The organism is Chryseobacterium phocaeense, assembly GCF_900169075.1.
Taxonomy (GTDB): domain Bacteria; phylum Bacteroidota; class Bacteroidia; order Flavobacteriales; family Weeksellaceae; genus Chryseobacterium; species Chryseobacterium phocaeense.
Genome location: NZ_LT827015.1, coordinates 1,374,127 through 1,395,789 on the forward strand (window position 1 = coordinate 1,374,127; position 21,663 = coordinate 1,395,789).

Consider the following 21,663-nt stretch of genomic DNA (forward strand, 5'->3'; position numbering starts at 1 on the left):
GGTCAGTCTCCGTAAATTCCCGGTGCCTTTCCGTGTAATTTATCTTTATCTTTACAACATATAAACCAATAAACAAATGATATTCAAAACTATAAAAGCAGCAGGTGTTTTGTATAAAAAGGGACTTATAATCCTTATTGCTTTTATAGGCTCCGGTTACATGATGAAGGCGCAGTTACCTCTTAACAGTAAAGCTTATCACGACAGTCTCTATATGGCTTTGAGTACCCAGAAAAGCGATAGTATGAAGGCAAGGACCGCTTTTCTGCTTTCCCATTACTGGTCTATAAAACGTGATCTGAAAAAGGCTGAGAAATATTTGATAACAGGCAGATCTTATTTTAAAAATAACCGTTTTCTGCTTGGAATTTATTATAGCACTGCCAATGATGTATATCTGGATTCCGATGCGAATAAAGCCCGGGCTGCTCTTCTTAAGGCAGATTCTCTTCTCGCTGTTTTTCATACCCCCGATGCTTATATTAATTTAGCCAGGACCTGGTATAGCGAAGCCATCATTGCCCAAAGAAAAAGTGATGAAAAAAGATCTCTATGGATCCTCGTGAATAAAGTGATTCCCTTTGTTGAAAAAAGCGGAGACCATATTATTCTGGCAAAATACTATTCACAGGTAGGTATTCTGCTTATGAACAGGGATTTGCATGAAAAAGCACAGGAATACTTCTTCAAAGTAATTAAAATGAAAAATAGCCTTCCCCGGAAGAACAATACACTGGTACGTGCTTATATTTATTCTGCTGAAAATTTAACCAATGCCGGAAAATTTGCACAGGCCAAAACTATGTTGTCAGAAGCCAGAAAAATTCTTGATGAGAACCCGGGAGCAGAAGATAATGCAGACTATTATCTGGTGGAAGGAAGCTATTTTGAAGAGATGAAGCAATATCCTGAAGCCCTCAGGAGTTATGATCAAAGTGCACAATATGCGAAGATGATTAAAGATGTTGATCTTGAGGATACGCTGGTCATGGAGAAATTTGATATTCTTTTTGAGACCGGGCAATTTAAAGAGGCAGAGAAACTTTTGCTACAGCTGGAGAAGAGTAAATACACCTATAAAGCAGATAATAAAAAGGAACTTTATAAGCAAATGGCCCGCGTTTCCCATGCATTGGGAAAAAACAAAGAAGCCTACGAATGGCAGAAGAAGTACAGTACTTTCTCAGACAGTCTGTATCAGGCTCAGCTGGACAGGGATATTGTAGCCATAGAAGCTAAATTTAAGAATTCTGAGAAAGAAAAAACTATCGTACAGCTTCAGGCAGCCAAAAAGCAGGAAGAACTTAAAAGCAAAAACCAGAGACTGACAAGCTGGATTCTGGGAATAGCCGGAGCCGCATTGCTGATTGGTCTTTTTTTCCTGGTGTATTCTTATAAAAGCGCCAAAAAGCTGTCTATACAGAAAGAAATCAACCATCAACAGCGTCTGAATGAAATAGAACAGCAGCATCACCTGAAACTGGTCCAGGAAATGCTTGATGCGGAAGAACGTGAACGCCAGCGCATCGGGCGGGATCTTCACGACGGACTTGGCGGCATGCTTGCCGGAATAAAAATGAATCTTACCCAACAGCAGAAAACAGAGTATCACAACCTGAATACCGTAATCACCAGGCTGGACGAATCTGTTGTTGAGCTAAGGCGTATCGCCCGGAATATGATGCCCGAAAGCCTTCTGAAAATCGGACTGGAAACTTCTTTGCGGGATCTCTGTGAGCTGCTGGAAAGTGAAGAAACCTCGATAACATTCCAGGCTATTGATATCGGGAAGGACATTCCTGATGCCACCCAAATGCACATTTATCGTATTGTGCAGGAACTTCTTTCCAATGCGATACGGCATGGTTACCCGTCAAATGTTATGCTTCAGTGCAGCCAGAATCAGGATGTATTCTATATCACTGTGGAAGATGACGGAAAAGGGTTTGATGTTTCTATTCTGGATATAAGCCCGGGAATAGGCTTTACCAATATTAAAAACAGGGTAGAATACCTGAAAGGGAAGATGGATATTGTATCTGCTCAAGGTGAAGGAACTACTGTTAATATTGAGCTCAATATAGGTACTGCATGAGGTAACAGAAAATATCCGGTATTTAAGATAAGAGTATTAAAAAATACGGAAGTTCAGCATCTGCTGAACTTCCGTTTGATTATAGGATATGCCTTTACAGCAGATACCGTGTTTTTCGGTTGTTAAAAAGGACCTCTTGAGCTAACTGCATCCTGAAACAAGGCAATCATGGATATACGGGCAAGGATTTCCTCCGGCCGGTACTACGGAACAGCATGCATGAGTTCCGTTCCAGACCACATGATTAGGGTAGAAGGAAGGACAGGTATGCCCTCCGAACACTGATCTTAATTCTTTTCTGTTTAATTTTTTTAAATTTTTCATACTTTATTTTTTAATGAATGATTAAAAAGGACATGCCATGATGAGATGCAGGCTTGAGCTTGTCATCGTTCCATCAGCAAAATAATAATAGGACCAGGTGACACCTCCAGGTACCACAGGTTGGCTTAGCCACCAGGAACGGCAGGCACTGGTACCCAGATAAGCAGTGGCAGGTGTGCCGGCCAGTGCATCTGCTTCTGCTGCATTACGCGGAGCTACAGCCGTTTTACGGCTTACTCTGTAATACGTATAAACGGGTTTTGATTTTTCTGTTGAAACGATAGTCCCGGCTTTATAGTCGGTCTCATTAGGATACGCTGTATAACTAGCAGACAGTGTCAGACATAAAATAATAACTAGATTTTTCATACTTTCTTCCTGATTTGATTGTTTTTATATTGAATAAATTATTTTACACTAATTAGTGATTTAAAGGTAATTCATATAACCAATAACAATCAATACACATTTAGTAAGTGCTTATGAATATCTAGCAGATGTTCGTTTTCTTTAGATAAGTGAAAAAAATGGAAATTTTTCAAGTTAATGCAGGATTAAGATAAAAAATGGAGCCTTACTAAGGCTCCACATAAAACGAAGTAGATTTATTGCTGTTCTTCTGTTTTATAAATTGAAGGACAGAGCCCGCAATAAACAGAACAAAGAGAATAAGCAGTGTTTTACCGATGATCGGATCATTAATGCCTGTAGCCAGCGGGTGGCCTACCGGAACCCGGGTAAATGTTTCGTTGACGGTAGGGACCAAGGAAAGGAAGAAACTGAAAGACAGCAAAAAGTTCTCAAAATACCGGGCTTTTGTATTCCCTTTCTTTTTTAAATGTAAAAAATAAGCGACACCAATCAAACCAATAATGAATATTGAAAAAATATGCCCCGGATTAAAACCTCCGTGTTTTGAAATTCCCAATGATGTTAATGAAGTAACCATCGTACCATAGAAATACAGTTTTCCTGATGTTACTCCCAGACTGATTTTACCATATCTGATAAAACCCGCTATTGCCCCTGCAAGGGCAGCGATGCCGATAATTGTATGAAAAATTCCTAAAGCTGATAATCCCATTTCTTATAATTTTTAGTTAAACGATCTGTTGTTAAGCATAAAGCTCCGAGCTTTGCAGAAGTTTTGGGCCTCCTGAAAGAACATGGCAAAATTGCAACAGAAAGAGGGGATTAACTTTGTGAATCAGTTCAATTATTTGGCATTTTGGTTCATACAATACATCGTATGGGAAGAGGTTTTTTATTTTGCTTTCAATTCCTGTCGGTATTTTCTCGGTGTACGCTGGTATTTGTCGCTGAAACTTTTCGTAAAATTGGCAAGGTCATTGAATCCGCAGTTCAGGGCAATTTCAGTAATCCGCTGATCGGAGGCCAGAAGGAGCTCTGCTGCTTTTTCAAGCTTTTTATTTTTAATATAGCTGGCAGGAGTATCGTTATAGAGTTTTGCAAATTCTCTTTTGAACGAAGACTGGCTTAAATTAGTCTGCTCCGCCAGTTGTTCAATGGTCAGCTGGGAAAACAGGTTGGCTTCAATGAGTTGTTTAAAAGTATACGTGACAGGGGAGAAAAGCTGTGACAGGATGATCTGTACTGACTCTGCATTTTGTGTCTGGGAAAGCAGCAGGATAATTTCTTTGAGTTTCAGGACCAGAATATCTTCGTTAACCAGAAATGGGTTTTCAAAATAAAACAATAAGCCTTCAATGTATTTCTGAATAAGAAAATCATTGTTGATCTTTTCATTTGATTTATTTGAAACGGTTTTTGGGGTCTGAAGCAGTAATGGCAATTCCCGGTCGTAAATTTTCTTCAGAATATCCGGATAGAAAGTAACGATAACGATCTCGCACTTGCTGTCCGGAAGAGCATGACGGATCTGGTTTCCTGAGCGGATACAGTTCAGAAATAAAGAATAGCTGGCGGGAATATTTCCCTCTGCCTGATCCACCTGATACCGGAATTCACCCTGCAATACATATAGAAAACAGGCCTGTTCAGTAACGGGGAAGTCGTACCTGAAGGGTGATTTCAGCTCAATTTTTTGCATGAATGTCTTCCCGAAGAGTTCGTATTTCTTATAATTATTTACCATGGTCTATAACACTTATCCTTACACTCTGATCACCTAATCCAACTATCCGTCATTTCACTATTCACCATTCACCATTTACCCTTTCGCCTATTCGCCCATTTGCAATTTTGCCTTTTCAAAATCAATTAATAATCTCCCCCTTACTGTTCTCCAATTTTTCACGGAATTTCTGCAGTTCTTCAGGACCAGGCCTATTCCATTCTGCTGCTTCTCCGATAACCTTCAAAGGAGCTTCAGAGCGATAGGACCGGGTTGGATTTCCCGGGAATTTTTTATCCGTCAGGTTGGGATCATTTTCAAAGGCTCCCGTTGGTTCCACAATGTAGACATGTTCCTGTCCGTCACCCTTTGCCAGTGCGGCAGCAAGACCAGCTCCGTTCACCAGTGCGGTGAAATAAATGTGATTCATGATGAATTCAGACTTATAATTGGAATTTCCGCCTGCTGTAAGCAAATCACCCACCTTCAGATCTGCTTTTGTACCGTGATAAAACGGACCTTTGTCTGAGGGATTATTTTTGAGTTGCAAAGCCAGATCAGCGTTTTCTTTTGACTTTCCTATATTACCCAGATCTTCGTAGCATTGGGAAAGATTGGAATAAAGCGATGGCAGAGCCGTTTTTACAGCATCATCATTTACCTTCAGGGCATATTCAAGGGCAGTTTCGAGCCATTTCAATTTTTCGCCGGCTGTTTTTTGATGTCTGGCTATATAATGGGCTGCCAGAAACTTTTCATGATCATCTTCTGCTTCGTTCCAGGCCTGCGTAAATAGTTGGATGGCCTCGTCAGGTTTGTTGTTTTCTTCCATACCCATTCCCTGGATGCATAGCTTAACAACGTTGTTGAAGGGTGAAAATTCCATAGGCTGATTATTTTAAAATATGTTTTTATTACTGATGGATGCGGTTCTAATAAACCATATAGAACCATTGAAATAGGATGGTAAATTTACACAAATAGTCTAGTTTTTTTGAACATTAATATTGATCAGCAGATTTTCTATATTTTTTTAAGTCAATTAAAATGTAGCATCAGCAAAGTTTTTTTGATCTATATGCGAAAAGTTTACTGAACTAAGTTCAATAAACTTTTCTTTACACCAAAAATAACACAAAGGTTTTACCCACAGTTTTTAATTACCAACCATAATGGTAGTTCTATTCCCTGTTTTTAACGACAACCCATCCTGAGTATTTAAAAGGGGTATTATATTTATCATTTTCTTTCCATGTTACAGAATACCAGTAATTTCCTGTTGGAATTTTTTTCTGCCGCTGCTTCCGTCCCATGTATAGCCGTTAGAATGATCTGCCTGGTGTAATTTCTTTCCATACCTGTCATAAATGCTGAATATGAGATCTTTTTTAATACTTCTCTGAGTAAGACTTTTAATCATGACTTTTTCGGGTGCAATTGATGGTCTCCAAGTCATCTTTCAAAGGAAATTGAGGGTGATTATGAATAATATAATTGATGTAATACCTGTGTAATAGGTCATTATTTACGGGGATGATTTTAAGTTGTGTAATATTGAAAAGTTATTTAAAACTGATAAAAAATGACATGAAACCAGTAATGCTCCGGCCATATACAATCAGCGGTAACTATTACGATTCTTAACACACAAATGTATCAATACAGGGTAATCACCCTGTATTGAATACAAAACAGTAATTCAAGATGACTTTAATACAATGAATTTTAAACAGATTAAAATAGGAAATTTTATACAGAGTAGATTTCTGGAGACAGGTATTAGTATTGAAAGAGCCTGCAATTTTTTAAAATGTAATGAAAAGGATATTCATGCTATGTTTCAGCAGGAAGACCTGTCTGCCGATGTCCTTCTTAAGTGGAGCAAACTGTTGTAATATGATTTCTTCAGAATATATTCTCAGCATTTGATTATGTACTCGCCGCAGGCGCCTGAAAAATTTACTAAGTGCACGTCCAGGCTGCCTAAATTCAGGAAAAATGTTTATACAAAAGAGATCATAGAATTTATCCTGGAACTGATTGAAACGGAGAAAAAATCCAAGAAACAGATCATTGATGAATACCAGATTCCCAAAACTACACTATACAAATGGATCAACAAATTCAGTGACCGGAAACAATATGCATAACCATATGGAAAAAGCACCCAATTATAAGAGGATTTATGAAGATATGCTGAATTTTCACTATCCGCATAAATTAACCGAATGCCGTCCCGTATTAGATAAGGCCAGGCTTTCTATTTTTGATATCCACCTTCTCAATACCATTATTTTTGGTAAGAAGAATAAAGAGAATCAGGTTTTTAATCAGAAGCTCAGATCTTATAATGAGGAAGATATCAGGGAAGTTCTTCAGTATCAGCAGCAATATAATCTGAACAATACACAAACGGCACTGCATTTTAAATTGAGCAGGAACAGCATTGCATCATGGAGGAAAAAATACCCGATTTTGAAATAATAGCCACAGCAAAGATTTTGTAAGAATCATCATTTAATGTTTATACCCCAGGTCTGCACAGACCTATTTTCTAACTTTTTTAAGAGGCTGCGGGCATAAAATTTTCAAATCAAAGAAACGGAGAGCTCAACTCTCCGTTTTATATTTTTTATATCCCGAACAGAAAGGAGAGAAGCGACAAATAATTACGCGCTTTCTTTTATCTCAAAACCTCTGGGTTTGGGCTTAAATATTCTTCATCCAGGCATATATATCTTCATGAGACTGAATGTTCAGTTTTTTTCTTAGCCTGTTCTTTCTGGTTTGAATAGATTGAGGCTGCACAAAGGTATAAGTGGCAATATCCTTACTTGAGAAATTGAGGAATAACAGGGCACAGAATTTTAATTCACTGTTCTGCATCTGAGGCTCTATCTGTAATAATTTAGGAAAGAAATCCGGATAAACTTCAACAAACCGCGTTAGGAATTCAGAGTCGTTATTTTTTGCGAGCCGGACTACTTCATTAAAAGCAAGGTTAAGTTTTTGATTTAAGAGATCTGTTTCCTGTTCTGTTTGCATCAGTTTTTTCTTTCCATTACGGATTTTGATGATAATAAATGAAAGGAGAATGATTACAATAAGAATCCCGGCACAGATATAATATACCAAAAACTGAATTTTAGATATCGATTTTTTTTCCTTGTATTTAATCAATTCTTTTACAGTGGGCTCAATGGATTTTTCTTTGGTCTTTCTCAGGCTGTCATTGAGTATTTTGCTTTTTTCAAAATATTTTTGAGCCATTTTTTGATCTCCTTTTTTCTTATATACGGCGATGATGAGGTTGTAGAGATACTGTAAGGAATAATTATTTTGAATTTCTTTAGCCAGAGCTATTGCTTTTTCATAATTTTTAATAGCCAGATCATTTTCGTTTTTGCAGCAGTGAAGAAGGCCTCTTACCTGGTATAATTTATAAAGTTGGTTACCGGTCAGCTTTTCAGAGCGGCTTTCCACTACTTTCAGAGCGGCCTCGGCTGAAGCTGTTTTTTCCTGGTCAAGCTTTAATTCTATAGCTTCCAGCGACATCCAAACCAGCTGGCTTTGACATTCCGGACTTAATTTTTTCTGGGACTGCAGAATATGAATTGCTTTTTGGGTGTATGCAGCTGCAGAATCACACTGCTCTCTCCATCTGAGTATAATACCAATATCAAAATAAGCCTGTGATTTTGCCTTTACCCTTATTGCTTTATCCTGAACCTGGTCAGATAGTGTGACAATCTCCTTAAGTCCGTTAATAGCTTCGTTGTATAATCCAATATTGATATAATTATAGCTGAAAAGATTTAAAACAGAGATTTGAGTGGCGATATTTTCCTGCGTATATTTTTCTTTTTCTGCAAGCTTCAGATAATATAAGCTTTTGGGGTGATTTCCTGAAAAAAAATAGCGGTTGGCCAGACTTAAGCTGCTGGTTACAATGCCTTTTGAATAATTGATACTTTGGGAATGTTTCAATAAGGCAGTATTAGCTTTGATGCACTCATTTGTTTTTCCGTTTTTGAATAATTTACCGGCTTTTATAAGTTCTGAGTCTATGTATTGAGAAGTTATTTTTGGTTGAGCAAATACTAAAGAGTATAATAAAAAAAACAAAATTCTTATCATTTATGAAATATTTTTAATGTAAAAGATGTACTTAGAAATAAAATGAATTAGGATATGATGAATTGTGAATTATTTTTTTTGTGTGGTATTTATGCCATATGATCCTTAATGAAACGGACTATAGAAATGAAGTCAGGATGGTATCAAAAAGATAGGTCAAAATTATAAAATTATTATCTATTCAGCGTTGGTTTTTGTAGTTTATTTCAGGATTGGGTATGTTTTATTGTGTTGATTTTTAATGTTTTAAATGTGTGTGATACCTATGTGATAGCATTAAAATGGATGATTTACAGGTTTTACCGTGTATAATTGCAGAGTGATTTGTGAGTGATTGAAATAATTGATGATAAAGATCAATAATCAGCATTTACAGTCGAATTTTATTAAGAATAACAATCTGAAACCTTAACAACCATTAAATATTTATTCAATGAAAAATTTCAAAATGATTATGGCAGCTTTAGGCCTGCTTACTCTGGCATCATGTGAAAAATCAGAAGATCTGAATGAGGCTCCCGTACAGGAGAGTTCACAAAAATTTAAACTTGGAGCCCGGTTTATAGATGAAGAGGTGTATAAAACATTTAAAGCGGCAGATATGGATTACCTAAGCCTTAAATTTAAAGGTAAGAATTCGGGAGATGTTGCTGCAAAGCTTCCTTCATCTTACACCATGGCAAGTACGGCCATAGGAAACCAGGGAAATGAAGGATCTTGTGTGGGGTGGGCCACTGCTTATGCGGCGGCCAGCTCGCTGGAATATAACTTCAAAGGAATATCCCAGGCCAGAAGCCCGGAATATGTATACAACCAGATTAAAATAGGCTCATGCCTGGATGGTTCTTACATAAGTGATGCCTTGAACCTGATTAAAAACCAGGGCGTTTGCAGCATTGCTGAGATGCCTTACAATGACACCAATTGTTCTGTCCAGCCGAATGTTTCACAGAAAAATGCAGCCAGTACCCATAAATTTACCAATTGGGCAACGGTAGATAATACCAATATCGCTAATGTGAAAACGCTTTTAAGTATGAATCTTCCTGTTGTTATCGGGATTCCTGTAGATCAGGCTTTCTGGAATATCGGGAATACGGGCTGGGTATGGAAAAAACGTTCCGGTGCCGTAGAGGGTGGTCATGCCGTTTGTGTTATAGGATATGATGACTCGAAGCAGGCTTTTAAAGTTCAGAACTCCTGGGGAACCGGTTGGGGAGCCAACGGATATTTCTGGATTGATTACTCATTCTTTGCAAAATCCAGATTTAATGCAGCAACAAGAGCGGTAACAGAATGTTACGTAGCCTATGTACAATAGACGAAACGGTACACCTTCATAATGAAAAGAAAGGCCGGCACAGGATTTTTAATGCATCCCTGAAGAATGTTGGTCAGTAGAGAATTAAATAGAATAATTACGGCAGTTGTGAAGATGAATCACAGCTGCTTTTTTATTGGATGACTGTTTTTAGCTTCTGATTATTAAGTTTTTACAATGCTGTGGTATCTGAGTAATAGCTCCTGATTGTGTAGATTGTTTATTTAAATCATATCATTGCATATAGGAATTATCGCCGTAAAGGATCTGTTTGTCCTGATGTATTTCAACGGTGATAGTGAACTATGAAAGTTTATGTTATTTTTTGATGACCGGAGATTTCCGGTCATCATTTTATGCACCCAAAATAATTTAAAAGGCCGGCACCGGTCTTTGCTTTTCCATGGTTTTGATAAACTGAAATTTCGTGTACCCTATGATCATATATTCGATTAACCTTGGATCGAAGATAGTCTGGTTGTCAAATGGTATTTTTTTAAGTTTCTGACCTTTAAATGCTTGTCATTGTGTAATAGCGGTGTAATAGCGCATGATAAAATAGACGGCTCATTTAAATGGTATAATTGCATTCCAGACTTTATCACACAAACAATAAAATTTTATGAAAAAAAGAACAGCTATTTGCATTGCCGTGCTGTTTTCCGGTACGGCATTTTCCCAGGTGGGCATCAACACGACGAAACCACAACAGATCTTTCATATTGACGGGATAAAAAATAACCCGGTAACAGGTGCTCCTACAGTTCCCCAGCAGGCGGATGATTTTGTGGTCACTGCCGAAGGCAGAATAGGTGCCGGAATGATAGATCCTACCCAGAAACTGGATGTGGACGGGAAAGTAAGAATAAGAAATACGGAATTTTTAACCGGCACCCATGTCCCTTTGTATGTAGATGAAAATGGAGTGGTAGGAAGATCAAATGCCCTTGAATCGGAAATTGCATTTTTTACTTCTAATGCTCCGGTTAATTATGGTATTGCCGGTGCCAATAACGGAGATGAACAGATTGTTCCTGTAAATGCTTCTGACAGTTCTCTGAACAATATTGCGGTAAGTGTTCCGTCAGTCGGACAGGTGAGGATAGGGGTAGGTGGTGTTTATATGATTTCCGCATCGGTATCACCACGATTGAATTTTGCAGATGATGGGGACGGCTATGCCTATATTGCTTTCAATATTGATGTTTCTGCAGACGGAGGTACAACATGGCAGTCCGTATCCGGAGGTAGACCTGTTTTTCCCAGATTGGGAGCAGGCTTAACAAGGGCTTATTCATATACCGTACCTACCATCATCAGAACGTTAAATGTAAATGATCTCATCAGGCTTAAATTTTATAGAACGAAGCAGGGTTCAGGGACTACAGCTGTATTGCAGGGCTCCAGCTTTAACAGTGTCGCTCTGGGAAGTTCGTATGGCGCACCTACCTACACTTTGTCAATCACCAGGCTCTGATACTACCGTTTTTTTATACTGTAATTGCTGAACAGGTGTGAATTATTTTCACACCTGTTTTTTAATGCTTACTTATGCACTTTTATTTTTCTTTGATTTTAATATCATATTGAGTCTTTTAATAACCACATTATATTTTTTATAATGATATTTTGCGGATCGGGAGGGAGAAACGACCTCCTCCCTGTTGGAATTAATATCTTTCATCCAGAGGTAAATGTCTGTATTGGATGGGATTCCTAATTTTTTTCTCAATCTGTTCTTTCTGGTCTGGATAGACTGCGGTTGTACCAGAGTGTACTGAGCGATATCCTTACTTGAGAAATTGAGGAACAGTAAAGCACAAAATCCTAATTCGCTCATCATCAGCTTCGGTTCTATTTTTAAAAGATTGGGAAAAAATTCAGGATACGCTTCCTGGAAACGGGCAAGAAATTCCGGATCATTATTTTTAGCCAGCCGGACCACTTCTTCAAAATCTGTATTAAGCCTTTTGTTTAATAATTTTGCCTCTTTATTTTTTTCCTGGAGTATCTTTTTTTCCGTACGGATTCTCCTGAAAATAAAGATTGAAATAATGATAATCAATAGTGCAACTGCAATCACCACATATATCAGAAACTGGTTTTGGGAGTTTAGTTTTTCCTCCTTCTTTGTAATCAGTTCTTTTACGATATTTTCTGTAGAATGTTCGGAATTTCTGTTTAAACTGTCTTTTATAGAAGTATATTTCTGATGGGCATCCCGGGAGGCTTCTTTGTCATTGATTTTAAGATAAGCCTGGGATAATAGGCCATATATATCCAATATAGTATGGATGTTTTTAGTTTCTTTGGACAGTTCAAGCGCCTTTTGATAATTGGTGATAGCAGATGTGTAGTCTTTTTTTATTTCGTAAATCAGGCCTCTCAGCTGGTATCGTCTTGCATCACTTTTGACGGTTAATTTTCCGGATCGCGCTTCCACGGTTTTTAAATAAATATCTGCAGAGTCAATTTTTTTTTCGTCAATTTTAACTTCCACCAATGCAATATAGCCTAAATCTGTCATATACTGCATTTTTGGACTTTTGCGGCCCCGTAATGTATTAATACCTTTTTTGATAAACCACGTTGCCGAATCAAATTGCATTTTATTCCTGTACAGCACGCCGAGATCAATGAGTATGGACGCTTTATTGTAAATTCTTCCTGAATCTGCGGGTATTCCGTCTGATAAATCAACAACATCTTTAAGCTCTGATATGGCATCGTTGACGAGACCTATAGCAATATAATTGTAACTGATAAGATGTCTTATTTTCATCTGGGTATCAACATTGTCCTGGGCGTACTTCTCATTTCTTACCCGGTTTAAGTATTCCAGACTCTTTTTATAGTTGCCTTCAGAAAATGAAATACCGGAGAGGTTTAAACAGCTGGATGTGATGCCTTTTGAATAATGGATCTGCCTGGATTTTTTTAATATTTCTTCGTTTTTTTTCACCAGCAGATCATGCTTTCCTATAAGAGAGCAGGCATTGGCTTCTTCAATCTTTGAATCAATATATTTTGGGGTAATCTTTTCCTGGGCAAACAGGAGAAAAGGGAAAAGAATGAGGGAAATTCTAATCATAATTAGTGCGTAGGTTGGGGTCATAAAATTTTATATTTATCTTTTGTATTTATTTTTTCTTTAGATAAATTTTGAATCCTCGATATTGGGAAGGAGTATGGATGGTTTAATCAGATTGCAGGGAATGAAAATGAAGGAGCTATTCTGAATATGGTCAGGTAAAATCTGAAATTATTGCAGTACGCTCATATTAGTAATTGTGTTGATATAGTCTGAAAATCAATCATTTATTGTTGAAAATTTTAATTGATTATCTTTTTATTCTTTAAAATGATATTACATCAAAGGGATTGGAAACAATATTAATAATTTGGATGATGTAGTCTCTGTAACGGATGTATGACATAGGTATTACATGTTAATTTTTTAAGTGTTTATGGGGAATAATAAAGATATTTTAATAGTTTATTAAAATAAAGTGAATGATATTTTTATTTCCGGTAGTATCCTGAAGCAGTTACTGAAATTTCCTATGGGTTATAAAAAAAGAGAAAACAGTTTTGCTGTTTTCTCTTTGGTTTTTCACATGGGTTTCATCCCACTGGAAAATATGTATTTCCCTTTACGATTCTACAGGATATACCTGTACACCGCCCAGCCAGGTTTCCAGTACCGGGATATTTCTCATTTTCATATATTGTGAGGACTGGGTGGTTAATGAAAGCGGATCCTGTTCCAGGATAACGAAGTCTGCAAAGTAATCCGTATCTAATGAGCCCGCCCACGTATCTGCGTAGCACTGCCAGGCGGCATCATATGTAACCGCAATTAAAGCCTGCTCAGGAGTGATGCATTCAGCAGAATTCAAAACTTCAATGCTGGTGGTATTTTCTTCCATAATCCGGGTAATAGACTGTTCCATCATTCTCAAAGGGCCTAACGGGCTTACTTCATTGTCACTGTGGAGCGTAATTCTCATACCTGCAGCAAGAGCAGAACCGCAAAGGTCCAGCATTTGTGCCTTGTCTTTAAATATCACTTCGTTAAAAGCATATCCCCAATAGCCCACGTGACCAATAAGGAAGCTTGGTGAAACGCCCATTTGCAGCATCTCTGTAATCTGATCTGCTGTTAGAAGCGAACAATGTTCTATACGGTTTCGGAGTTCGGGACCTTTGTATTGAGCGAGGGCACTCTGATAAGCTTCTATGGCAAAGATCACAGCCTGATCACCATTCGCATGGATCATCAGGGGCCAGCCTTTTTCAGCCACCACGGTATTGATCAGGGTATCATACAAAGGTGGAATTGTATCTGCAGGAATTCCTTTTTCCGGAAAATTGAATATCCCTGTATTGTTGGCAGGATCACATGCATACGGCGTGCTCTGATAGCCGGTTAATCCCTGATTGGAACCGTCTGAAACCACTTTCACATGTCCGTTATAAACAGGTTTGTAAGTTGTAAGCTGAGGATAGGGCCCCAGCTTGTCGGCAGCAGTCTGATCACCGCAGAGGAGGGCTCCTCCGGTTCTTACCAGTTCCGGATTATTTTCGGCATATGAAGTCAATACTTCCTGAAATTTAGGATTCAGACCTGCGTCATACATAAAAGTAATTCCTCTGGAATTGGCCAGTTGAAATAGCTGGGTGAGGTAGCCATTTACATTTTGGGCCATTGCAATCACTTGGTCTTTGATCACTTCCAGTGCCGGTGTCATTTGCTTGCTTTCCTGTAGCTGGCCCTGGGTTTTCTTAATGTATTCGTCCGCAGTTAAATAATGGTCCCGTATATATGGGCTGTTTTTAAATACATAATGCAGTGCACTGGTATTTAAGTAGAGCGTATGCATGGAAGCGCTCAAGACCATCATAGGATCAGTATTAATTTCATCGAGTACCGTATTGGTAATGGTCTGCAGTTCATTTGAGCCGTTAACCTGTACAAACGGCATTAGCGACGGATCCAAACCTTTTCCAAGGATAATATACCCTGGAGCAGTAGGCAGGTTGTTGTTGATGGTTGTTCCGATAGAAGTAAGATCATAGGTCGCCAGTAAATCCTGTCCTTTAAAAGGGCTCACGTCTATCCATTCCGCCATCATAGCGGCCGGAACCATATGGACGTGGGGCTCAATCAGACCGGGAAGCAAAGTCTGTCCGTCTTTTAATTCTTTGGTTTGATAGGTTGGATAATTTTGCTCCATAAATGTTTTTACGGTATCCACAGTGCCTGTGATCACAACATTTCCATTGGCTATTCCGATGGCATCCACCTTATCCGTTGCTCCGCCGATCATGGGACGGATGATGCCGCCACTGATCATAAGTGTTTGCGGAGGCTGCTGCGAAGCTGCCTGGCTGGCGGGTTTCATTTTCGCCAGGTTTTCAGAACTGAAAAGCTCCTCTTTAAGAATTTCTAAAACAGGGTTGTTACAGGCGCACTGCGTGCATCCATGAACATGATTGTGTTGTTTTTCCATAGAATTGAGTTTGGTTTGGTTTTAGTTTTTATATAAATATTTTATAGATTGTTGGTCTTAAAATACATAAGAAAATAAGCCTTTGATGGAATGAGGCTGATAAGATATTTGAATGTGAGTTTGATGTTTATAATATATTATGATTGTATAATATTTTGTTGTAAATGGTTTTCATGATATTTTATTTATTAGTTTGAGGTAAAAATATGAAAAATATTCTTTGCTTATGTTTTTTTTCACACAGTATTGACATTTATTAATGTCTGAAGTTTCCAGTTACTGATATGCTTTAAGATATTATAATTAATGAGATAATAAAAAGCCTGGATTTTATAATCCAGGCCTGTATTTTTTAATTGAACCACTTTATGGAAAAGGTCCGTATTCTGATCTAAAATTCCTATTCAGTCTTGTACAGGAAAATACCGTTTGCGTTGGCATTTAAAAGATTATTCTCTCTGATGATATAATTTTCCCAGTTCCCGTTTCCGTTTCTTCTGTCAAATGCTAAGGTTTTGGTAACTTTTCCTTTATCATCAATCAGAATGTAATGTAAATTTTTTGTTTTGGCATCCTCAGTAATCATCCATGAAGATGTTCCCTGATTATACGTATCAAAATTCATGTCGCTCCAACCCAGATTTTCATACGGAATAACAGTAGAAGTAACCGCATGGGTAGCAAGATTGATATAGTAATATTTTAAATATGTTTTTTTATTCCCATATTCACCCGGAAACGAGCAGACGAGCGTCAAAACATTTTTTTGGATATAACTGTCGAGGAAATATTCTGTTCTCGGAGCATTAACAGAAATCTCCGAATACTTTCCATTTTTATAAGCCATAATATTTGGCTGGTTAGGGTGTATATAATTGCCGAACAGGAAAATATTTGACTGATCAGCGACTATTTTCTTAGGAGTGGCCAGATACTGGGTGCTTGTATGCCTTACAAATTTCCGGGTATCAATATTGTAACTGATAATTTCATTTTTAAAGTCAGCAGAGTAGGTGATGCCATCTGAAATCCTGTAGCCAAAGATAAGATTCGAGCCGTTGATCACAATATTTGAAGGGCTGTTAAAAGTACGCCCGAAAGTCACTTTGTTTTCTATGGCACCATTTAAATTAATGGTAAACAGCTTCATGAAAACATCTTCATAACTTCCGGTTGCTTTGCCCTGAACCACCAGCGCATAAATTTTATCTTTATGCCTTTTTACAGCAAAGATCTTATTGGTATGTTCATCACTGATCTTCAATGTCCATTGAGGTTTCAGCTGGGTGTCATAATGCACCAGATAAGCATCACACGCATTACCGTCATTGATCACGGTTTTAAAACTGAATCCCGCACAGTAAATATCCGGTCCATCCCAATCCACATCTTCCACATAATCTATGGTATCAAAAGTAGATTTGCTCACCAGCTGCTGGCTGAAAAACAAGGATGTGCAAGATGTAATAAAAATGAGCAGCAGACTCAGTTTCATAGCGAAATTGTTTTGCAAAAGGAACTTCAGGGTCAATGATTTATTTTTTCGGTTTCAAAGAAAAATTATCCACATAAACCGCCTGATGAACACCATTCAGTAATACTTTCAGACCCAGGCTGGAATCCTTTTTCAAAGAAAGGGTATATGTTTTTTTATCTCCTGTTATTTTTGAAGATTTGGAAATGGAAGTATATGATTTGGCATCCGATGCACTGCCGACGGTGAACAGTTCCAGGGCCGTTTCTCCTCCGTTGTCCGAAATATCAAGGGTAAGGGTATAGTTTCCGGCTTTAATTTTAGGGGTGATCAGATACATATTTTCTCCAGGGTTGGTCATCGAATAAAATATAACTCTTTTATCACTGGCATACAGCATGGCTTTTCCTTGTTGGGCAGTCCAGCATTTGTTGATATCTTTCCAGGTGTCAAAATTCTCTGTAAGGGCGGTTTCCGTTTTACACTGTGCATTTAAGGTTAAAAATCCTCCAAAAGCAGCTATTCCAGCAAATACGATTTTCTTCATTGTTATTTAATTTATAATCCTGTAAAAATACTCAAAAAAGGATTTATCATAAAGTAAAAACACTGATCATTTCCCATCTTCTATATTGTTTGGATTTTAAATCTTTGGGAGTGCTGCTGAGCAGAGAATTAATTCCAATTAAGAAAAATTAAATTGCCTTGTCGAAACATTAGTTTGTTAAGGACAACAGGAAATTTCTTTACTTGCGATACTTCATCAATTCATTGATCTGCCATTCTCTTTCTGCTCTTATTTTTTCCAGATCATTTGAAGACGATAACTGGACGGTTTTAATGGCGTAATCACTGCAAACCATTGCGTGTTCTTTCATATGTCCGACCGCTACGGCTTGTCCAACAGTTCTTAAAGCATTTTTTCCCACCTCTGTTGTACATTTTCTGGCTTCTTCATGTACCTTAAAGCCTGCCTGTCTCACCTGGTGTACGGTTGCTTTATTGTCCTGCCAAAGCCTGTTTGTCTCAAAACCGGAATGTACAACATCGGAATTTAGTTTCTCAGGGGATAAATTTAAAATGTGTTCTGCACAGCTTATGGCCCATTTCGCAAGCTCAATATGCGCTGTGGTTTTTACCAGATCTAGTAGCTTTTCCCTTAATTCAGGGTGATCCTGAATCTTAATTTTAGGCTTATCGCTCATTGCGTTTTGTTGTTATTCATCCACGACTCAAAATTTAAAATATTTAGTCATAGCTGGGATTACCAAAGGATTACTGCATGGGGTATGGAAGTGTATTATTATAGTAACTAATTGATTTTACACAAAAATTGTAGCCCCACCAGGAATCGAACCTGGATCTAAAGTTTAGGAAACTTCTATTCTATCCGTTGAACTATGGGGCCTTTGGATAGATAAAAATACTAATTAATTTATAAAAAAAAGACTTTGGCTGAGCAAAGTCTTCAACTGGATAAACCAAATGGATAGTTTCCGGTTTATTCCTTTATAACTTTAATATTTTCAAGTGTATTATCTTCAAAACGGATCTTCAGAATGTAAATTCCTTTGGTGTACGGGGCGAAATTAATCTGAGCATCATACACTTTTGAATACGACAGGTTTTGGAGCTTTCTTCCGTCAATACTGTAAATCTCAATTTCTTTAATGGCTTTTGATGTTTCCAGGAAACCTGTCCCGGAAACAGGATTAGGATAAAACCGGAAGCTTTTCACGGTATGTTCGGACACGCCAAGCTGATTGCTGTTGATCGTCTTGCTCACGGTTTCAGAGCAGGAGTTTTTTGTTACGGTAAGGGATACTGTATAGGTTCCTGCAGAAGCATATAGATGGGTTGGATTGACAACAGTGGACGTGGTTCCGTCTCCGAAAGTCCAAAGCACGGTGTCGTAGTTGGTGGAAAGATTGGTGAAGGAGATATTCTGTGCACCACCGCTTACAGAAAAGCCTGCATGGATGTGGAAAACATTGGAATTCCATTGTGCAGGGTTACTGAAAAAAGTTCCGTCAGCCAGTTGCTGGTAATATTCCGCTTTACTTTGTGTCATTCCGCTGTAGAAAGTAGAAGGAAAAAGTCTGTCCTGGAAAAGCGCAGCATATACGGAAGCCGCTACAAGATAACTTCCCTGGGGACCGGGATGAACATCATTATAAGTACTGTGGAGCGCAAGATCCTGTGTTGCCGTATAATGTGCCCTGGCCGCTTCTCCGGCAGGAATCATTTCTGTCTGCATCAGATTGGACATCTTGGTAATGGAATCCTTAATGGTTTTCTGAAGACTGAAATAGGTGTTGTATTCCGTTTGAGAAGGAACCGCGTATGGAATCTCATACAGGAATATCTTAGAGCAAGGGCTGTATTTCCGGATGGAGTCTCTCATTTTCCGGCCTCTTTCGGCGGTTACAGAAACAGGATAGGAGTAGCCGGCAGACTCAGCGGTCCCGGGCTGCATCACAACATATTGATAAGTTTTAGAACGAATGGTCTGGTACAGGGCATTGTCATTCACATGGTTCACAAAGCCTGCACCTCCGACTGTATGTGAGGTAATCTCTACGTTTTTTCCTTTTGAAGTTGCCATATCTTTAAAAAGTACAGGCATATCATTAAAATAGGTCATGCTGTTCCCGATGAATAAAACCTGATCGGCCTGAGCGGAAAGACAGGCAGAAAGATTGATCAGGATAAGAAACAATATTCTGATAATTACTGGAGTCATGAAGATTAATTTTTTTAATAAGCTAAAAACCTGTGGGTGATTTAATCAGAGCCACAGGATCATTAAAGAACTAGTATGAAATTAAATTGTCTTGATGATTTTTGGAGAAATACCAGAGTTCAATCCTGAAAACGATTGAGATAATACTTGATAAAATAAAGAGTAGTTTCTTTCCATAAGTAATTTTTTAATCAATAAGTTAATATGTATGAATGTTATTTATAATTAGTGAATTATATCGATTATTAAAATATATTTGCAATCAATATATACGTAATGCCTGTAGCGTTAATACATCATTTTGTTTTTTTATGCTTTCCGAAATTAACTATTTTTTTTCTTTCAGAATGCATTTAAAACACTGATAAATAAAGAGTAGTATCTAATGCGTATATAATGTGTTGCTCTTGCAGATAAAAGGGCAGGTCACCAATGGCATACTCATGAATACTTAAAAAATAATATGGTTAAAAAATTACTTTCCTGTTTATTTCTCTTTTCTATCCTGTATTTTTTTTCTCAAAAACCGACAGAAGAAAGTTTTAAGAATATCATTTTTGATATAAAATTTACAACGGCAGGTGATCAGGAAATTAAAAAAATAGACAGTATCATCTCCATCTGCCATCAGTCCGGTTACAAAAACTGTGAAGCTTTCGGGTATCTTAAAATAGCCAATATTTATAATAAGAACAATGATATTAAAAAGGCGTTTTATTATACGGATCTGGCTGAAAAGAAAAACCTGATTACTTCCGAAACAGATTTTGAAGCGGTCTTCTATTTTTATACCATCCGATCCCTGCTGTATCAAAAGCTTGGAGAGCGGGTAAAAGCGATTAAAATGCTGGACGAAGTGGCGGGACGGGTAAAAGACAATCCTTATTTTGAATATCTGCTGGAGTGGCAGTATGCCGGAGTTTACAATGAAATGGGCGACCGGAAAAAAGCTTTGAAAGCCTATAAAAATGCCTATATCAAATCAAAAGAGTACAGAAAAAAGCAGGATCCTGACATCAGAAACAACCTTAATAAATTAAGCAACAGCTATAAACCCATCGCTTATCTTGGAGGCATATACCAGCAAGCCGGAAAGATGGATTCTGCAAAGATCTATATTGAAGAAGCTTTGCGCGAAACTAAAAATATTGAAGAAAAAGGCATTCGGTTTATTACTTCTCTGTATGCCGGGGAATATTACCTGCAAGTCGGAGATTATAAAAAAGCACAGCAGCATTTACTGATTTGTAAAAATATAGTGGTATACCATTACAAAAGCCAGAACAATCATGAAGCAGTGATTGAAAATCTGATTAATCTGTATGGGAAAATGGGACAGAAGGACAGTGCAAATTATTACTCCAAAGAGTTACTGGCATTAAAAAGCAGTAATGAAGCCCAGAATAAGGAACAGAAAGACATCCTCGATAAAAGACAGGCAACGGAAGATAGCACCAAAAAGAAAGAAAGAAAAACACTGATATATATCTGTGCAGCTCTTTTTACAGGTATCATCTGTGTTGTGCTGTATTTCTTTTACTTTAAAAAAGGAAAAACTGAGTATGATGCACCTTCTGAAGTCATTTCAGGCCAGAGCAATGATATTTTTGAACAGGTCATTATGCTGGCTAAAGAAAACAGTCCTGAGTTTTTAACCCGGTTCAATGATTATTGTCCGGGATTTTCTGAAAAGCTTCTTGAAATTGAAAACTTTAAAAGCTCCGAAATCCGTTTCTGCGCTTATCTTTATCTCAATTTTTCTACGAAGGATATTGCAGAATATACCTTCACTTCCGTGAGAACCGTGCAGACGAAAAAATACCGCCTCCGGAAAAAGCTTAACATTCCTAACGAGACGGATATTTATCTCTGGTTCCGGGACCTGATGAAATAAAATGTTAGCGAAAATAAGCCTTGATATTGATTTAACCTGAGTTCGGCATAAGAAATTTCAGATGAAG

At 37.8% G+C, this 21,663-nt stretch carries 19 protein-coding genes and 1 tRNA gene; 6 read left to right on the plus strand and 14 right to left on the minus strand.

Annotated elements, in window-relative coordinates; all coding sequences use genetic code 11:
• Positions 1-76: 76 nt before the first annotated feature.
• Positions 77-2,095, plus strand: coding sequence for a tetratricopeptide repeat-containing sensor histidine kinase (locus B7E04_RS12830; protein WP_080779017.1), 2,019 nt, complete (start codon positions 77-79; stop codon positions 2,093-2,095).
• 141 nt (positions 2,096-2,236) lie between these two features.
• Here the strand turns inward: B7E04_RS12830 and B7E04_RS12835 are convergent, their stop codons facing one another.
• From B7E04_RS12835 to B7E04_RS22620, 6 genes are all read right to left on the minus strand, one after another.
• Positions 2,237-2,419 (minus strand): bacteriocin-like protein, encoded by a 183-nt coding sequence (locus B7E04_RS12835; protein ID WP_080779018.1) that lies wholly within the window; start codon positions 2,417-2,419, stop codon positions 2,237-2,239.
• Positions 2,420-2,440: 21 nt separating this feature from the next.
• Positions 2,441-2,788, minus strand: coding sequence for a hypothetical protein (locus B7E04_RS12840; RefSeq protein ID WP_080779019.1), 348 nt, complete (start codon positions 2,786-2,788; stop codon positions 2,441-2,443).
• A gap of 208 nt (positions 2,789-2,996) precedes the next feature.
• Positions 2,997-3,503 (minus strand): hypothetical protein, encoded by a 507-nt coding sequence (locus tag B7E04_RS12845; protein ID WP_080779020.1) that lies wholly within the window; start codon positions 3,501-3,503, stop codon positions 2,997-2,999.
• A gap of 180 nt (positions 3,504-3,683) precedes the next feature.
• Positions 3,684-4,535: a helix-turn-helix domain-containing protein gene (locus tag B7E04_RS12850; protein ID WP_080779021.1), complete on the minus strand. Its 852-nt coding sequence runs from the start codon at positions 4,533-4,535 to the stop codon at positions 3,684-3,686.
• A gap of 121 nt (positions 4,536-4,656) precedes the next feature.
• A complete protein-coding gene (gene arr, locus B7E04_RS22670) occupies positions 4,657-5,070 on the minus strand; it encodes an NAD(+)--rifampin ADP-ribosyltransferase (RefSeq protein ID WP_394334774.1) in 414 nt (137 codons plus the stop codon).
• A gap of 699 nt (positions 5,071-5,769) precedes the next feature.
• Complete coding sequence (locus B7E04_RS22620; RefSeq protein WP_185117078.1) at positions 5,770-5,934, minus strand: hypothetical protein; 165 nt, start codon at positions 5,932-5,934, stop codon at positions 5,770-5,772.
• Positions 5,935-6,445: 511 nt separating this feature from the next.
• Here B7E04_RS22620 and B7E04_RS22625 point away from each other — a divergent pair.
• The gene (locus B7E04_RS22625; RefSeq protein WP_317043797.1) at positions 6,446-6,664 is read left to right on the plus strand and encodes a hypothetical protein; all 219 of its coding nucleotides are present in this window, start codon (positions 6,446-6,448) and stop codon (positions 6,662-6,664) included.
• Between the two features lie 4 nt (positions 6,665-6,668).
• On the plus strand, positions 6,669-6,998 hold the full coding sequence (locus B7E04_RS12870; protein WP_080780681.1) for a transposase: 330 nt from the start codon (positions 6,669-6,671) through the stop codon (positions 6,996-6,998).
• Positions 6,999-7,223: 225 nt separating this feature from the next.
• On the opposite strand, the gene B7E04_RS12875 is transcribed toward B7E04_RS12870, so the two are convergent.
• The gene (locus tag B7E04_RS12875; protein WP_165439441.1) at positions 7,224-8,501 is read right to left on the minus strand and encodes a tetratricopeptide repeat protein; all 1,278 of its coding nucleotides are present in this window, start codon (positions 8,499-8,501) and stop codon (positions 7,224-7,226) included.
• Between the two features lie 583 nt (positions 8,502-9,084).
• Between B7E04_RS12875 and B7E04_RS12880 the strand changes: the two genes are divergently transcribed.
• Positions 9,085-9,972, plus strand: coding sequence for a C1 family peptidase (locus tag B7E04_RS12880; protein WP_080779024.1), 888 nt, complete (start codon positions 9,085-9,087; stop codon positions 9,970-9,972).
• A 622-nt stretch (positions 9,973-10,594) separates the two neighbouring features.
• Positions 10,595-11,449, plus strand: coding sequence for a hypothetical protein (locus B7E04_RS12885; protein ID WP_080779025.1), 855 nt, complete (start codon positions 10,595-10,597; stop codon positions 11,447-11,449).
• 72 nt (positions 11,450-11,521) lie between these two features.
• On the opposite strand, the gene B7E04_RS12890 is transcribed toward B7E04_RS12885, so the two are convergent.
• The 7 genes from B7E04_RS12890 to B7E04_RS22630 all read right to left on the minus strand — a co-directional run bounded on the left by B7E04_RS12890 (position 11,522) and on the right by B7E04_RS22630 (position 19,702).
• On the minus strand, positions 11,522-13,087 hold the full coding sequence (locus B7E04_RS12890) for a tetratricopeptide repeat protein (protein WP_080779026.1): 1,566 nt from the start codon (positions 13,085-13,087) through the stop codon (positions 11,522-11,524).
• A 538-nt stretch (positions 13,088-13,625) separates the two neighbouring features.
• The gene (locus B7E04_RS12895; RefSeq protein WP_080779027.1) at positions 13,626-15,485 is read right to left on the minus strand and encodes an amidohydrolase; all 1,860 of its coding nucleotides are present in this window, start codon (positions 15,483-15,485) and stop codon (positions 13,626-13,628) included.
• A gap of 400 nt (positions 15,486-15,885) precedes the next feature.
• The gene (locus B7E04_RS12900) at positions 15,886-16,980 is read right to left on the minus strand and encodes a hypothetical protein (RefSeq protein WP_080779028.1); all 1,095 of its coding nucleotides are present in this window, start codon (positions 16,978-16,980) and stop codon (positions 15,886-15,888) included.
• A gap of 40 nt (positions 16,981-17,020) precedes the next feature.
• Positions 17,021-17,506: a hypothetical protein gene (locus B7E04_RS12905; protein WP_062654247.1), complete on the minus strand. Its 486-nt coding sequence runs from the start codon at positions 17,504-17,506 to the stop codon at positions 17,021-17,023.
• A gap of 199 nt (positions 17,507-17,705) precedes the next feature.
• A complete protein-coding gene (locus tag B7E04_RS12910; RefSeq protein ID WP_080779029.1) occupies positions 17,706-18,164 on the minus strand; it encodes a putative immunity protein in 459 nt (152 codons plus the stop codon).
• Between the two features lie 131 nt (positions 18,165-18,295).
• Positions 18,296-18,367, minus strand: a tRNA-Arg gene (locus B7E04_RS12915).
• Between the two features lie 93 nt (positions 18,368-18,460).
• A complete protein-coding gene (locus B7E04_RS22630; protein WP_080779030.1) occupies positions 18,461-19,702 on the minus strand; it encodes a PKD domain-containing protein in 1,242 nt (413 codons plus the stop codon).
• Positions 19,703-20,165: 463 nt separating this feature from the next.
• Here B7E04_RS22630 and B7E04_RS12925 point away from each other — a divergent pair, with 463 nt between their 5' ends.
• A complete protein-coding gene (locus B7E04_RS12925; RefSeq protein ID WP_080779031.1) occupies positions 20,166-21,596 on the plus strand; it encodes a tetratricopeptide repeat protein in 1,431 nt (476 codons plus the stop codon).
• Positions 21,597-21,663 lie beyond the last annotated feature (67 nt).

Excerpts from the sequence above, each read along its gene's own strand:
- B7E04_RS12870 (WP_080780681.1), top strand. The coding sequence starts at position 6,669 with ATGGAAAAAGCACCCAATTATAAGAGGATTTATGAAGATATGCTGAAT.
- B7E04_RS22620 (WP_185117078.1), bottom strand. The coding sequence starts at position 5,934 with ATGATTAAAAGTCTTACTCAGAGAAGTATTAAAAAAGATCTCATATTC.
- B7E04_RS12885 (WP_080779025.1), top strand. The coding sequence starts at position 10,595 with ATGAAAAAAAGAACAGCTATTTGCATTGCCGTGCTGTTTTCCGGTACG.
- B7E04_RS12910 (WP_080779029.1), bottom strand. The coding sequence starts at position 18,164 with ATGAGCGATAAGCCTAAAATTAAGATTCAGGATCACCCTGAATTAAGG.
- B7E04_RS12890 (WP_080779026.1), bottom strand. The coding sequence starts at position 13,087 with ATGACCCCAACCTACGCACTAATTATGATTAGAATTTCCCTCATTCTT.
- B7E04_RS12905 (WP_062654247.1), bottom strand. The coding sequence starts at position 17,506 with ATGAAGAAAATCGTATTTGCTGGAATAGCTGCTTTTGGAGGATTTTTA.
- B7E04_RS12880 (WP_080779024.1), top strand. The coding sequence starts at position 9,085 with ATGAAAAATTTCAAAATGATTATGGCAGCTTTAGGCCTGCTTACTCTG.
- B7E04_RS22630 (WP_080779030.1), bottom strand. The coding sequence starts at position 19,702 with ATGACTCCAGTAATTATCAGAATATTGTTTCTTATCCTGATCAATCTT.
- B7E04_RS12835 (WP_080779018.1), bottom strand. The coding sequence starts at position 2,419 with ATGAAAAATTTAAAAAAATTAAACAGAAAAGAATTAAGATCAGTGTTC.
- B7E04_RS12845 (WP_080779020.1), bottom strand. The coding sequence starts at position 3,503 with ATGGGATTATCAGCTTTAGGAATTTTTCATACAATTATCGGCATCGCT.
- B7E04_RS12830 (WP_080779017.1), top strand. The coding sequence starts at position 77 with ATGATATTCAAAACTATAAAAGCAGCAGGTGTTTTGTATAAAAAGGGA.
- B7E04_RS12895 (WP_080779027.1), bottom strand. The coding sequence starts at position 15,485 with ATGGAAAAACAACACAATCATGTTCATGGATGCACGCAGTGCGCCTGT.
- B7E04_RS12840 (WP_080779019.1), bottom strand. The coding sequence starts at position 2,788 with ATGAAAAATCTAGTTATTATTTTATGTCTGACACTGTCTGCTAGTTAT.
- B7E04_RS12900 (WP_080779028.1), bottom strand. The coding sequence starts at position 16,980 with ATGAAACTGAGTCTGCTGCTCATTTTTATTACATCTTGCACATCCTTG.
- B7E04_RS12925 (WP_080779031.1), top strand. The coding sequence starts at position 20,166 with ATGGTTAAAAAATTACTTTCCTGTTTATTTCTCTTTTCTATCCTGTAT.
- B7E04_RS22625 (WP_317043797.1), top strand. The coding sequence starts at position 6,446 with ATGTACTCGCCGCAGGCGCCTGAAAAATTTACTAAGTGCACGTCCAGG.
- B7E04_RS12850 (WP_080779021.1), bottom strand. The coding sequence starts at position 4,535 with ATGGTAAATAATTATAAGAAATACGAACTCTTCGGGAAGACATTCATG.